A 14431-nucleotide genomic window follows, 5' to 3' on the forward strand; every position below is an offset into this window, starting at 1 on the left:
GGACTATGACTGGTCCCCTGCGGCCTTCCTGGTCACCCGGCGATATCGCGAATGGCGATCTCACTCATGATGCGTTCAAGCACCTGATCGATGGACAACTCCGTGGAATCCAGCTGTATGGCGTCAGCCGCCGGCTTGAGCGGGGCCACCGCTCGCTGGGTATCACGCTCGTCGCGCGCACGGATCTCATCTAGCAGACTCGACAGACTAACACCCTCGACTTTGCCCTTCAACTGCAAATATCGACGGCGCGCCCTCTCCTCGGCGCTGGCGGTCAGGAAAATCTTCAGGGGCGCATTCGGAAAAACTACCGTGCCCATGTCGCGACCATCGGCCACCAGGCCCGGCGATTCCTGGAAAGCGCGCTGGCGCTGCAGCAGCGCCTCGCGCACGGCCGGCAATGCAGCCACCTGAGAAGCGCCGGAACCGACGCTTTCAGTGCGGATGACATCGCTGACCTCATCCCCTTCCAGAATGATGCGTTGCAGCTGACCGTCGGTCGCCGCGATGAACTGCACATCCAGATGAGCGGCCAGCTTCTTCAGCAGCTCTTCATTGGTCAGGTCGACACCATGGTTGTGCGCAGCAAAAGCCAAAAGGCGATACAGCGCACCGGAATCCAGCAGGTTCCAGCCCAGACGCTTGGCCAGAATCCCGGCTACGGTGCCTTTGCCCGAGCCGCTTGGCCCATCGATGGTGATGACCGGAGCAATATTGTTCACGACTGAGCCTCTTGCGCCACACGAATGCCGACCTGCGCGCACAGCGCCAGGAAGTTCGGGAACGATGTCGCGACGTTGGCGCAGTCATGGATGCGGATCGGTGCCGTGGCGCGCAGCGAGGCCACGCTGAAAGCCATTGCGATACGGTGATCGCCATGACCATGCACTTCGCCGCCGCCGATCTGGCCGCCGTCGATGATAATGCCGTCCGGGGTCGGTTCGCACTTGACGCCCAGCGCCAGCAGACCGTCCGCCATGACCTGGATACGATCCGATTCCTTGACGCGCAGCTCTTCGGCGCCGGTCAGCACCGTGCGCCCTTCGGCACAGGCCGCGGCCACGAACAGCACCGGGAACTCGTCGATAGCCAGTGGAACCAGCGCTTCCGGAATCTCGATACCCTTGAGTTTAGCCGCTCGCACGCGCAGGTCGGCAACCGGTTCGCCGCCCACTTCACGCTGGTTTTCCAGAGTGATGTCTGCGCCCATCAGGCGCAGGATGTCGATCACGCCGGTACGGGTCGGGTTAATGCCGACGTGTTCGAGCACCAGCTCCGAACCTTCGGCGATCGACGCCGCCACCAGGAAAAACGCCGACGACGAGATGTCGCCCGGCACTTCGATGTGGGTCGCAGCCAGCTTGCCGCCGGATTCGACGGACGCCGTCGCGCCGTCAACGCTCACCGGATAGCCGAAGCCGCGCAGCATGCGCTCAGTGTGATCGCGAGTCGGGGCTGGCTCGGTGACGGTGGTCTTGCCTTCGGCGTACAGACCGGCCAGCAACAGGCAGGACTTAACCTGGGCACTGGCCATCGGCATGGTGTAGGTCAGGCCTTTGAGCTTGTGACCGCCACGAATGGTCATCGGTGGACGACCTTCGGCAGCGGTTTCGATCACGGCGCCCATTTCCCGCAGCGGGTTGGCGACGCGGTTCATCGGACGCTTGGATAGCGAAGCATCACCGGTCAGGGTGCTGTCGAAATCCTGCGCGGCCAGCAGGCCGGACAGCAGGCGCATCGAAGTGCCGGAGTTGCCCAGATAGATCGGGCCCGGCGCAGGCTTCAGACCGTGCAGGCCGACACCGTGGATGGTCACGCGGCCGTGATGCGGGCCTTCGATGACCACGCCCATGTCACGGAACGCCTGCAAGGTCGCCAGGGCGTCTTCGCCCTCTAGGAAGCCTTCGACTTCGGTAACGCCCTCAGCCAGGGAACCGAGCATGATCGAACGGTGGGAAATCGATTTGTCACCCGGTACGCGAATCCGGCCGGACAGGCGGCCACCAGGTTGAGCCAGGAAAATCAGATCGTTGGAATTCATAGCGTCCACATAGGCCCTGCGGGCCAGGATTTTACTGAAATGCTCGCGGGCAACCCGGGCGCGCGTGAAGACGCCCAACAATTGGTGCCCATCCCCTGCATCGACCGCGTCGCGCAAGGCGTCGAGGTCGCTGCGAAATGTATCGAGTGTGCGCAGGACAGCCTCGCGGTTGGCGAGAAAGATGTCATGCCACATGACCGGGTCGCTTCCGGCGATTCTTGTGAAATCACGGAAACCGCCCGCAGCGTAACGGAAGATCTCAAGGTTTTCATTGCGCTTGGCCAGCGAATCGACCAGACCGAAGGCCAGCAGGTGCGGCAGATGACTGGTCGCGGCCAGCACTTCATCGTGACGCTCGACCTGCATGTGCTCGACGTCGGCGCCCAGCTCGCGCCACAAGCGATCAACCACTGCCAACGCAGCCGGATCGGTCTGCTCCAGCGGGGTCAGAATCACTTTATGACGACGGAACAGCTCCGAGTTGGAGGCTTCCACCCCGCTCTGCTCGGAACCGGCAATCGGATGGCCCGGCACGAATCGCGCCGGCATGCCGCCGAATGCTTCGGTCGCCGCACGCACCACGTTGCCCTTGGCGCTGCCGACATCCGTGAGGATCGCCTGACCCAGATCCATGCTGGCCAGACGGGCCAGCACTTTTTCCATGGCCAGGATCGGCACTGCCAGCTGGATCACGTCCGCGCCCTGGCAAGCCGCCGCCAGGTCATCTTCGCAGCGATCCACCACGCCCAACTCGACCGCCAGCTTGCGCGATTGCGGGTCGAGATCGACCCCGACCACTTCGCGGCACACGCCGCTTTCACGCAAGCCTTTGGCAAACGAACCACCGATCAATCCCAGACCGACCACCACCAGGCGCCCGATCATAGGTGCAGCAGATTGCAGCGCAGTGACATCACCCACGAGCCAGAACCTTGCGCAGCGCTTCGAGGAAGCGGCTGTTTTCCGCCGGCAGACCGATGGTCACCCGCAGATGGTTCGGCATGCCGTAGTTGGCCACCGGACGCACGATCACGCCTTCGCGCAGCAGGCCCTGAAACACCGGGGCCGCCACCTGAGCGAGGTCGACGCAGATGAAGTTGCCCTTGGACGGAATCCAGCTCAGGCCAAGCTCGCGAAAACCCGCTTCCAGCTGTTGCATGCCGGATTCGTTGAGCTGACGGCTTTGCGCCAGATACTCCTCGTCCTTCAATGCTGCACAGGCTGCGGCCAAAGCCAGGCTGTTGACGTTGAACGGCTGGCGTACACGGTTCAGCACGTCCGCCACCACCGGAGTGGACAAGCCGTAACCAACGCGCAGCGCAGCCAGACCGTAGGCCTTGGAGAAGGTGCGCGAGACCAGAAGGTTCGGATAAGCCGCGAGGAAATCCAGACCATCCGGCAGATCGCTGCCTTCGGCGTATTCGATGTAGGCCTCGTCCAGCACCACCAGCACATGCTCCGGCACATCCTGCAGGAACTCGTCCAGGGCTTCGGCGCCGAACCAGGTGCCGGTCGGATTGTTCGGGTTGGCGATGAACACGACGCGGGTGTTGGCGTCGATGGCAGCCAGCATGGCTGGCAGGTCATGCCCCCAATCCTTGGCCGGAACGACCTTGGCCTGAGCGCCGACCGCCTGGGTCGCGATCGGGTAGACCGCGAACGCGTGCTCGCTGAACACTGCATTCAGGCCCGGCGCCAGATAGGCACGCGCCACCAGCTCGAGAATATCGTTGGAGCCGTTGCCCAGGGTCACCTGGTTCAGCTCGACACGGCATTGCTCGGCCAGCAGGGATTTCAGGGCAAAACCGTTGCCGTCCGGATAGCGGGTCAGCTCGTCCAGCGCTTCGCGGATCGCGGCCAGCGCTTTCGGACTGGCGCCCAACGGGTTTTCGTTGCTCGCCAGTTTGACGATGCTTGCCGGATCCAGGTCCAGCTCACGGGCCAGTTCGTCCACGGGCTTGCCCGGCACGTATGGCGAAAGTTGTTGCACGCCCGGCTGTGCCAGAGCGAGGAAGTTGCCACTCATTGCTACCACCCCTTAAAGAACTGCTTTCGGGTAGGAACCCAGCACCTTGAGTGCTACTGCTTCCTGACTGATCTTTTCCAGTACACCTTTGATCAGCGGATCACGGTGATGACCGACGAAGTCGATGAAGAACACGTAGGTCCATTTGCCGCTGCGCGACGGACGGGTTTCGATCCGGGTCAGGTCGATCCCGTTGTCATGGAACGGCACCAGCAGCTCGTGGAGCGCGCCGGGCTTGTTGCTCATGGACACGATGATCGAAGTCTTGTCGTCACCGGTCGGCGGCACTTCCTGGTTACCGATCATCAGGAAGCGCGTGGAGTTGTCCGGACGATCCTCGATCTTCTCGGCCAGACGGGTCAGGCCGTACAGCCCGGCCGCCATGTCGCCGGCGATCGCCGCCGAGTTCCACTCGCCCTTGACCCGCTTGGCCGCTTCGGCGTTGCTGGACACCGCCACCCGCTCGACATTCGGGTAATGGGCATCCAGCCACTTGCGGCACTGGGCCAGCGACTGGGCGTGGGAATAGATGCGGCTGATGCTGTCGGTCTTGGTGTTTTCACCGACCAACAGATGATGGTGAATCCGCAACTCGACTTCGCCGCAGATCACCATGTCATGTTCGAGGAAGCTGTCGAGGGTGTGGTTGACCGCGCCTTCGGTGGAGTTCTCCACCGGCACCACACCGAAATTCACCGCACCGGCCGCCACTTCACGGAACACTTCGTCGATCGCCGCCATCGGCTTGCTGATCACCGCGTGGCCAAAGTGCTTCATGGCCGCCGCCTGGGTGAAAGTGCCTTCCGGACCGAGATAAGCCACTTTCAGCGGGTTCTCGAGAGCCAGGCACGAAGACATGATTTCGCGGAACAAGCGCGCCATCTCTTCGTTGCCCAGTGGCCCCTTGTTGCGCTCCATCACGCGCTTGAGGACCTGCGCCTCACGCTCGGGACGGTAGAACACCGGCTGCTCGCCTTCGGCCAGGCTGGCCATCTTGACCCGGGCAACTTCTTCGGCGCAGCGCGCGCGATCGCTGATCAGCTGGAGGATCTTCTCATCCAGATTATCGATGCGAACGCGCAGCGCCTTGAGCTCCTGCTCGGACATCAGGAATGCTCCTTCTCGAATTCAGCCATGTAGCCAACCAGCGCTTCAACGGCGTCCAGACCCAGGGCGTTGTAGATCGAGGCACGCATGCCGCCAACCGAGCGATGACCCTTGAGGTTGAGCAGGCCACGGGCGTCGGCGCCCGCCAGGAACGCCTTGTCCAGACGCTCGTCAGCCAGACGGAACGGCACGTTCATCCACGAGCGGGCGTTGACGCTGATCGGGTTGGTATAGAAGTCGCTGTTGTCGATAAAGCCGTACAGACGATCTTTCTTCGCCTTGTTGCGCTGCTCCATCGCGGCGACGCCGCCCTGCTCCTTCAGCCACTCGAAAACCAGGCCCGAGAGGTACCAGGAATAGGTGGCCGGGGTGTTGTACATCGAGCCGTTATCGGCGGAGATCTTGTAGTCGAGCATGGTCGGGCACGAACTGCGGGCACGGCCCAGCAGGTCTTCACGGACGATCACCACGACCAGACCGCTCGGGCCGATGTTCTTCTGCGCGCCGGCGTAGATCAGGCCGTACTGCGACACATCGATCGGACGCGAGAGGATATCGGAGGACATGTCGACCACCAGCGGAACGTCACCAGCCTCGGGAACCCAGTCGAACTGCAGGCCGCCGATGGTTTCGTTGGACGCATAGTGCAGATAGGCCGCACCCGGGGTCAGCTTCCACTCGTTCTGGCCAGGGATGGCCAGATAGTCATAAGGCCTGGCGCTGGCAGCAACGTTGATGTTGCCGAAGCGACGCGCTTCCTCGATGGCTTTCTTCGACCAGATGCCGGTTTCGACATAGTCGGCAGTGCCGTTCTCGGGCAGCAGGTTCAGCGGAATCTCGGCGAACTGTTGGCTCGCACCGCCCTGCAGGAACAGCACTTTGTAATTGGAGGGGATGGACAGCAGGTCGCGCAGGTCTTGTTCGGCCTTCTCGGCGATGGCCACGTAGTCATCACTGCGATGGCTCATTTCCATGACCGACAGACCCTTGCCGTGCCAGTCGAGCATCTCGGACTGGGCACGCAACAGGACAGCTTCAGGCAGCGCAGCGGGACCTGCGCAGAAGTTATAGGCTCGTTTGCTCACATCCACTCTCGCTATGCAATCACGGTAGCGGACAGAGCAAACACTCTGCCCTGCTACGATTTGGTTAGTCTTGCGACTCTTCTTCGTCTGCGGCGTCCGCCTGCAGGTTGTCGACCGCATCGTCCGGTTCGGCGCCGATCACGCCTTCTTCCAGCTCGACACCTTCTTCACCTTCAAACTCTTCACCCTCGACTTCCGACGGCTCCTGAACCCGCTCCAGACCAACCAGGGTTTCATCCTTGGCCAGTTTGATCAGGGTCACGCCCTGGGTGTTACGACCCAGGCTGGAGACTTCGTCGACACGGGTACGCACCAGCGTGCCCTGGTCGGAAATCAGCATGATCTCCTCACCGTCGAGCACCTGAACCGCACCGACCAGACGGCCGTTACGCTCGTTGCTGACCATGGCGATCACGCCCTGGCCGCCACGCTTGTACTCAGGGAACTCGGTGATCGCGGTGCGCTTGCCGTAGCCACGCTCGGAAGCGGTGAGGATCTGGCTGCCTTCTTCCGGGATCAGCATCGAAATCAGCTTCTGCCCTTCCGGCAGACGCATGCCGCGCACACCACGGGCGGTACGGCCCATGGCACGAACGTCGGATTCCTTGAAGCGGGTTACCTTGCCGCCGTCGGAGAACAGCATTACTTCACGCTCGCCATCGGTGATGGCCGCGGAGATCAGCACGTCGCCTTCGTCCAGCTCCAGCGCGATCAGACCGACGCTGCGCTGACGGCTGAAGGATTCCAGCGGGGTCTTCTTCACGGTGCCGTTGGCGGTGGCCATGAAGATGTAGTGACCTTCAGTGTATTCCTCGACCGGCAGCATGGTGGTGATGTATTCACCATCATCCAGCGGCAGCAGGTTGACCAGCGGACGACCACGGGCGGCACGGGACGCTTCAGGGATTTCGTAGGTTTTCAGCCAGTACACCTTGCCCTTGCTGGAGAACAGCAGCAGCGTGGTGTGGCTGTTGGCGACCAGCAGGTGAGCGATGTAGTCCTCATCCTTCACGCCGGTAGCCGATTTGCCTTTACCGCCACGACGCTGGGCCTGGTACGCAGCCAGCGGCTGGGTCTTGGCATAACCGCCGTGGGAGATGGTCACGACGCGCTCTTCTTCCGGGATCATGTCGCCCAGGGTCAGGTCAAGACGGGCATCGAGAATTTCGGTGCGGCGCACGTCGCCGTATTCGGCGCGGATCACTTCCAGTTCTTCGCGGATCACTTCCATCAGGCGTACGGCGCTGTTGAGGATGCGGATCAGCTCGCCGATCTGGTTGAGGATCTCTTGATACTCGGCCAGCAGTTTTTCGTGTTCCAGACCGGTCAGACGGTGCAGACGCAGTTCCAGAATGGCTTGCGCCTGCTCTGGCGACAGGAAGTATTTGCCGTCGCGCAGACCGTATTGCGGATCGAGGTTTTCCGGACGGCACGAATCGGCGCCGGCACGCTCGACCATCGCCACCACAGCCGAGGATTCCCACGGCGTGCTGACCAGCGCTTCCTTGGCCTCCGACGGCGTCGGCGAAGCCTTGATCAGGGCGATCACCGGGTCGATGTTCGACAGGGCAACGGCCTGACCTTCGAGGATGTGACCACGCTCGCGGGCCTTGCGCAGTTCGAACACGGTACGGCGGGTCACCACTTCGCGACGGTGACGGACGAAGGCTTCCAGCAGGTCCTTGAGGTTCAGGATCCGCGGACGACCGTCGATCAGCGCAACGATGTTGATGCCGAATACCGATTGCAGTTGGGTCTGGGCGTAGAGGTTGTTGAGGATCACCTCAGGCACTTCGCCGCGACGCAGTTCGATCACGACGCGCATACCGTCCTTGTCGGACTCGTCGCGCAGTTCGGTGATGCCTTCGAGTTTCTTCTCTTTTACCAGCTCGGCGATCTTCTCGATCAGACGCGCCTTGTTCAGCTGGTAAGGGAGTTCGGTGATGACGATCTGCTGACGGCCACCGACCTTGTCGATGTCTTCGATGATCGAGCGGGCGCGCATGTAAATGCGGCCACGGCCGGTGCGGTAGGCTTCGATGATGCCGGCGCGACCGTTGATGATCGCGGCAGTCGGGAAGTCCGGACCGGGAATGTATTGCATCAGCTCATCGACGGTCAGCTCGGGGTTGTCGATGAGGGCCAGGCAACCGTCGATGACTTCACCGAGGTTGTGCGGCGGAATGTTGGTCGCCATGCCCACGGCGATACCGCTGGAACCGTTGACCAGCAGGTTCGGAACGCGGGTCGGCATGACCGCCGGGATCAGTTCGGTGCCGTCATAGTTCGGCACCCAGTCCACGGTTTCCTTGTGCAGGTCGGCCAGCAGCTCGTGCGCCAGCTTGGTCATGCGCACTTCGGTGTATCGCATGGCCGCGGCGTTGTCGCCATCCACCGAACCGAAGTTGCCCTGGCCGTCGACCAGCAGGTAACGCAGGGAGAAAGGCTGCGCCATGCGGACGATGGTGTCGTACACCGCGGTATCACCGTGCGGGTGATACTTACCGATCACGTCACCGACGACACGGGCAGATTTCTTGTACGGCTTGTTGAAGTCGTTGCCCAGCTCGCTCATCGCGAACAGCACGCGACGGTGCACGGGCTTCAAGCCATCGCGCGCATCCGGCAGTGCACGGCCGACGATCACGCTCATCGCGTAGTCGAGATAGGACTGTTTCAGCTCGTCTTCGATATTGACCGGGAGGATTTCTTTGGCCAGTTCGCCCATGAGAAGCCTGATTCCTTTTTCTGGTGAAACTTCGCCATATCCATAGGGGACGCACGAAGCTCGTCGATGCAGGCCGAGTGCCATGCGCCGACTTACGACAAATCGACAAGTTGACCCTGGATTTGCGCAGTGAAGACAACCCCGTGGGACTGCCTCGGAAAACGCCGGATGTTATCACAAGAGCCGCCACGCACCTATCCCCCAGATGCGCATGGAGCATAGTTAGATGACCGATGACAGGCTTAACGGGGACGAGAGAGGCTCAGAGCTTCCCTGAATGCAAATTTCGGGGCGAAATTGCGGATGTTTATTGACTTTCAAGGCCCCATCGCTGGCAAACCAGCTCCCACAGGATCAGTGGCGGGCACAAAACCTGTGGAAGTCCGCCTGCTGGCGATGGCAATTCAGCGGGCGCTGAACACTCTTAATGCAGGCGCTTGCGGCACATCAACTGCGCCATTTTCGCGGTATCCGGGCGCTCGACGATGCCTTTCTCGGTGACGATCGCATCGATCAGGTCCGCCGGGGTCACATCAAACACAGGGTTGAACGCTTCAACGTCGGCCCCGACGCGCTTGCCGCCAACTTCCAGCAATTCGGCGCCGTCGCGCTCTTCGATCGGGATGTCATCACCGCTGGCCAGATTCATGTCGATGGTCGAACTCGGCGCCACCACCATGAAACGCACGCCGTGGTGCATGGCGTTGACCGCCAGTTGATAGGTGCCGATCTTGTTCGCCACGTCGCCGTTGGCGGTGATCCGGTCGGCGCCGACGATAACCCAGGTCACGCCTTTGGTTTTCATGATGTGCGCGGCGGCGGAGTCAGCGTTCAGGGTCACCGGAATGCCTTCGTTGGCCAGTTCCCACGCGGTCAGGCGCGAGCCTTGCAGCCACGGCCGGGTTTCGTCGGCGTAGACGCGCTCGACCATGCCTTCGATGAACGCAGCGCGAATCACTCCGAGCGCCGTACCGAATCCGCCGGTGGCCAGGGCACCGGTGTTGCAGTGCGTCAGAATCGCCTGGGCATTGCCCTGATGCTTGCGGATCAGGTCGACACCGAGCTGGGCCATGGTCAGGTTAGCTTCGCGATCGCTTTCATGGATGGCGATGGCTTCGGCTTCCAGCGCCGCCAGCGGATCGGCGTTTTCCTTCAAACGGTCCAGCCGGTCGTGCATGCGGTTCAACGCCCAGAACAGGTTCACCGCGGTCGGCCGGGAATCGGCCAGCAGCATGAAATCCTCTTCCAGCGACGCATACCAGTCGCCACCTTCGGCAATCCGGGCACGGGCCGCCAGCACGATGCCGTAGGCGGCACTGATACCGATGGCCGGCGCACCGCGCACCACCATCGAACGAATCGCTTCGGCCACGCCGGCGGCGCTGGTGTAGGCGATCCAGTTTTCCTCGAACGGCAAAACGCGCTGATCCAGCAGGTGGAGCGCGCCATCACGCCAATCGATGGCCTTTACTTTCTCCGCAGCCAACAGTCGATCGCGCATCCCTCACCCCGCACTCATGAACAAAAGCCGCCGATTATAGCGATCCCCCCGCGAAGACGCTCGGGTATACTTCGCCATCCTTTACAAAAGCACTGGAACCGACCCTCGATGCCGAAACCTGCCATTGCGCTCGACTTATTATTGCTGCCGACCTGGCTGGTACCCGTCGAACCCGCAGGCGTGGTGCTCAAGGAGCATGGCCTGGGCATCCGCGACGGTCGCATCGTGTTTATCGGCCCGCGTGCCGAAGCGCTGAAGTGTAACGCCGCCGAAGTCCGCGAACTGCCGGACGTTCTTCTCAGCCCCGGCCTGATCAACGCCCACGGCCACGCCGCGATGACGCTTTTCCGTGGCCTGGCCGACGATCTGCCGCTGATGACCTGGCTGGAAAACCACATCTGGCCGGCCGAGGGCAAATGGGTCGATGAAGATTTTGTGCGTGACGGCACCGATCTGGCCATCGCCGAGCAAATAAAAGGTGGCATCACCTGTTTCTCGGACATGTACTTCTTCCCGAAGGTTGCCAGCGAGCGCGTGCACAACAGCGGAATCCGCGCACAGATCGCGATTCCGATCCTCGACTTCCCGATTCCGGGTGCCGCCAGCGCCGATGAAGCCATTCGTCAGGGCGTCGAACTGTTCGGCGACCTGAAGCATCACGAGCGCATCAAGATCACCTTCGGCCCTCATGCACCCTACACCGTGGGCGACGAGAACCTGGAAAAAATCCGCGTGATCGCCGAAGAGCTGGACGCCTCGATCCACATGCACGTCCACGAAACCGCGTTCGAAGTGCAGCAAGCGGTCGAACAGCGCGGCGAACGCCCGCTGGCCCGCCTCGGCCGCCTCGGCCTGCTCGGTCCGCGCTTCCAGGCCGTGCACATGACCCAGATCAGCGATGACGACCTGGCGTTGCTGGTAGAAAGCAACACCAGCGTAATCCATTGCCCGGAGTCGAACCTGAAACTGGCCAGCGGCTTCTGTCCGGTGGAGCGCCTGTGGCAGGCCGGGGTCAATGTCGCGGTCGGCACCGATGGCGCGGCGAGCAACAATGACCTCGACCTGCTAGGCGAAACCCGCACCGCCGCCCTGCTGGCCAAAGCCGTCGCCGGCTCGGCCACCGCACTGGACGCACACCGGGCGTTGCGTATGGCCACGCTGAACGGCGCGCGAGCCTTGGGGATCGAAGCCGAGACCGGCTCGCTGGAACTCGGCAAGGCGGCCGACATCGTCGCCTTCGACCTGTCTGGCCTGGCGCAACAACCGGTCTATGACCCGGTCTCGCAACTTATATACGCCACCGGCCGGGACTGCGTAAAACACCTGTGGGTTGCCGGCAAGCAGTTGCTCGATGACCGCCACCTGACCCGACTGGACGAACAACAGCTCGGCGAAACCGCCCGGGCCTGGGGCCGACGCATCAGCGGCCACACCGAATCGTAAACACCCCGGAGCAAACTCCGGGGCTACAGCCTTTTTCAAGTTTTAGAGGATTGAATCATGAGCAACGTCGACCACGCCGAAATCGCCAAATTCGAAGCCCTGGCCCATCGCTGGTGGGACCGCGAAAGCGAGTTCAAACCGCTGCACGACATCAACCCGCTGCGGGTCAACTGGATTGACGAACGCGTCAATCTGGCCGGCAAGAAGGTCCTCGACGTCGGCTGCGGCGGCGGCATCCTCAGCGAAGCCATGGCCCAGCGCGGCGCGACCGTGACCGGCATCGACATGGGCGAAGCGCCACTGGCGGTCGCGCAACTGCATCAACTGGAATCCGGCGTGAACGTCGAATACCGGCAGATCACCGCCGAAGCCCTGGCCGAAGAAATGCCCGAGCAGTTCGACGTCGTCACCTGCCTGGAAATGCTCGAGCACGTACCAGACCCGTCCTCGGTGATCCGCGCCTGCTTCCGCATGGTCAAGCCCGGCGGCCAGGTGTTCTTCTCCACCATCAACCGCAACCCGAAGGCGTACCTGTTCGCCATCGTCGGCGCCGAATACATCATGAAGCTGCTGCCGCGCGGCACTCACGACTTCAAGAAATTTATCCGCCCGTCCGAGCTGGGCGCCTGGAGCCGCATGGCCGGCCTCACCGTCAAGGACATCATCGGCCTGACCTACAACCCGCTGACCAAGCACTACAAGCTGGCGGCAGACGTTGACGTCAACTACATGATCCAGACCCTGCGCGAGGAGTAAGCCGATGGCCATCAGAGCAGTCCTTTTCGACATGGACGGCACTCTGCTCGACACCGCGCCGGACTTCATCGCCATCTGCCAGGCGATGCGCGCGGATCGTGGCTTGCCGCCGATGAACGACAAACACATCCGCGATGAAATCTCCGGCGGCGCCAAGGCCATGGTCGCGGTGACGTTCTCGATGGATCCGGAGTCGCCGGGCTTCGAGGAATTGCGTCTGGAGTTCCTTGAGCGCTACCTCGTCGGTTGCGCCGTGCACAGCAAGCTGTTCGACGGCATGGGCGAATTGCTGGCCGACATCGAGAAAGCCAATCTGGTCTGGGGCGTGGTCACCAACAAGCCGCTGCGCTTCGCCGAGCCGATCATGCAGCAACTGGGGCTGGCCGAGCGCTCGGCCCTGCTGATCTGCCCGGATCACGTGAAGAACAGCAAGCCGGATCCCGAGATGCTGACCCTTGCCTGCAAGATGCTTGATCTGGATCCGTCGGCCGTTCTGTTTATCGGCGATGATCTGCGCGATATCGAATCGGGCCGTGACGCAGGCACCAAAACCGCTGCCGTGACCTATGGCTACATTCACCCGGACGACAACCCTCGGCACTGGGGCGCGGACGTGGTGGTGGATCATCCGCTGGAGTTGCGCAAGGTGCTCGACAACGCGCTGTGCAGTTGCTGAGTGGTGCTGCAAAGCGACCATCGCTGCATTCCCGCGCAGGACGCGGGAACGATCAGAAGTTAATGGATTAGAGGTTTCTTATGTTTGATTACTCCGCTCGCCCCGAATTGCTCAAGGATCGGGTCATTCTGGTCACCGGTGCCGGTCGCGGCATCGGTGCGGCTGCCGCCAAGACCTACGCCGCCCACGGCGCGACCGTGTTGCTGCTGGGCAAGACCGAAGCCAACCTGACCCAGGTCTACGACGAGATCGAAGCGGCCGGTCATCCACAACCGGCAGTGATCCCGTTCAACCTCGAAACCGCCCTGCCCCATCAATACGATGAGCTGGCGGCGATGATCGAGACCGAGTTCGGCCACCTCGACGGCCTGCTGCACAACGCCTCGATCATCGGCCCGCGCACGCCGATCGAGCAGTTGTCCGGTGAAAACTTCATGCGCGTCATGCAGGTCAACGTCAACGCGATGTTCATGCTGACCAGCACCCTGCTGCCGCTGCTCAAACTGTCGCAGGACGCCTCGGTGGTGTTCACCTCCAGCAGCGTTGGGCGCAAGGGCCGCGCCTATTGGGGCGCCTACGGCGTGTCCAAGTTCGCCACTGAAGGCCTGATGCAAACCCTGGCCGACGAAGTCGAAAACGTCGCCCCGGTGCGCTCCAACAGCATCAACCCGGGCGCCACCCGCACCAGCATGCGCGCCCAGGCATATCCGGGTGAAAACCCTCTGAACAACCCTACACCGGAAGAGATCATGCCGGTCTATCTGTACCTGATGGGCCCCGACAGCACCGGTATCAATGGCCAGGCCTTCAACGCCCAGTAATGCCATACGTCGCATTTGTTGCCGTGGCGGAATACCGTCGCGGCATGCAATTGCCGCTTTGAGCACGCCCGATTCAGTCAAATAACCACCGCTCTTTTCTGGGTAGAAATCTCAAACTATTGATTCACAACGGTTTTCAAAAAATATGAACCGTGTGGCACGACTTTCGCTCTACATTTCCTCAAAGCACGCCGAGTGAAGGCAGTCGGGCAAGGCCTGATTCGATAGCTGACTAATCGTCATCGGG

11 protein-coding genes are annotated in these 14431 nt (G+C 61.9%); 4 read left to right on the forward strand and 7 right to left on the reverse strand.

The window, feature by feature from the left end; all coding sequences use genetic code 11:
* Positions 1-32: 32 nt before the first annotated feature.
* The 7 genes from cmk to mtnA all read right to left on the reverse strand — a co-directional run bounded on the left by cmk (position 33) and on the right by mtnA (position 10488).
* Positions 33-722, reverse strand: coding sequence for a (d)CMP kinase (gene cmk, locus AC1Q9F_RS25620; protein WP_085647507.1), 690 nt, complete (start codon positions 720-722; stop codon positions 33-35).
* Entirely contained in the window at positions 719-2926 is a 2208-nt protein-coding gene (locus tag AC1Q9F_RS25625; protein WP_492621259.1) for a bifunctional prephenate dehydrogenase/3-phosphoshikimate 1-carboxyvinyltransferase, read from the reverse strand. The genes cmk and AC1Q9F_RS25625 overlap by 4 nt, the downstream gene beginning before the upstream one ends.
* 28 nt (positions 2927-2954) lie before the next feature.
* Positions 2955-4067 (reverse strand): histidinol-phosphate transaminase, encoded by a 1113-nt coding sequence (gene hisC / locus AC1Q9F_RS25630; protein WP_085730519.1) that lies wholly within the window; start codon positions 4065-4067, stop codon positions 2955-2957.
* A 12-nt stretch (positions 4068-4079) separates the two neighbouring features.
* Complete coding sequence (pheA, locus tag AC1Q9F_RS25635) at positions 4080-5174, reverse strand: prephenate dehydratase (protein ID WP_007950913.1); 1095 nt, start codon at positions 5172-5174, stop codon at positions 4080-4082.
* A complete protein-coding gene (serC, locus tag AC1Q9F_RS25640; RefSeq protein ID WP_492621213.1) occupies positions 5174-6259 on the reverse strand; it encodes a 3-phosphoserine/phosphohydroxythreonine transaminase in 1086 nt (361 codons plus the stop codon). The genes pheA and serC overlap by 1 nt, the downstream gene beginning before the upstream one ends.
* Positions 6260-6323: 64 nt before the next feature.
* A complete protein-coding gene (gene gyrA, locus AC1Q9F_RS25645) occupies positions 6324-8987 on the reverse strand; it encodes a DNA gyrase subunit A (RefSeq protein ID WP_127799246.1) in 2664 nt (887 codons plus the stop codon).
* Between the two features lie 424 nt (positions 8988-9411).
* Positions 9412-10488, reverse strand: coding sequence for an S-methyl-5-thioribose-1-phosphate isomerase (gene mtnA, locus AC1Q9F_RS25650; protein ID WP_007950910.1), 1077 nt, complete (start codon positions 10486-10488; stop codon positions 9412-9414).
* Positions 10489-10596: 108 nt separating this feature from the next.
* On the opposite strand from mtnA, the gene AC1Q9F_RS25655 reads away from it, so the two are divergent.
* From AC1Q9F_RS25655 to AC1Q9F_RS25670, 4 genes are all read left to right on the forward strand, one after another.
* Complete coding sequence (locus tag AC1Q9F_RS25655) at positions 10597-11931, forward strand: TRZ/ATZ family hydrolase (protein WP_207983598.1); 1335 nt, start codon at positions 10597-10599, stop codon at positions 11929-11931.
* 57 nt (positions 11932-11988) lie between these two features.
* A complete protein-coding gene (gene ubiG / locus AC1Q9F_RS25660) occupies positions 11989-12687 on the forward strand; it encodes a bifunctional 2-polyprenyl-6-hydroxyphenol methylase/3-demethylubiquinol 3-O-methyltransferase UbiG (protein ID WP_007950906.1) in 699 nt (232 codons plus the stop codon).
* Positions 12688-12691: 4 nt separating this feature from the next.
* The gene (gene mupP / locus AC1Q9F_RS25665; RefSeq protein ID WP_207983599.1) at positions 12692-13363 is read left to right on the forward strand and encodes an N-acetylmuramic acid 6-phosphate phosphatase MupP; all 672 of its coding nucleotides are present in this window, start codon (positions 12692-12694) and stop codon (positions 13361-13363) included.
* 80 nt (positions 13364-13443) lie between these two features.
* Positions 13444-14184 (forward strand): YciK family oxidoreductase, encoded by a 741-nt coding sequence (locus tag AC1Q9F_RS25670; protein WP_007950904.1) that lies wholly within the window; start codon positions 13444-13446, stop codon positions 14182-14184.
* The last annotated feature ends 247 nt before the right edge of the window (positions 14185-14431 follow it).

Source organism: Pseudomonas sp. GW823-FHT04A03, assembly GCF_058796615.1.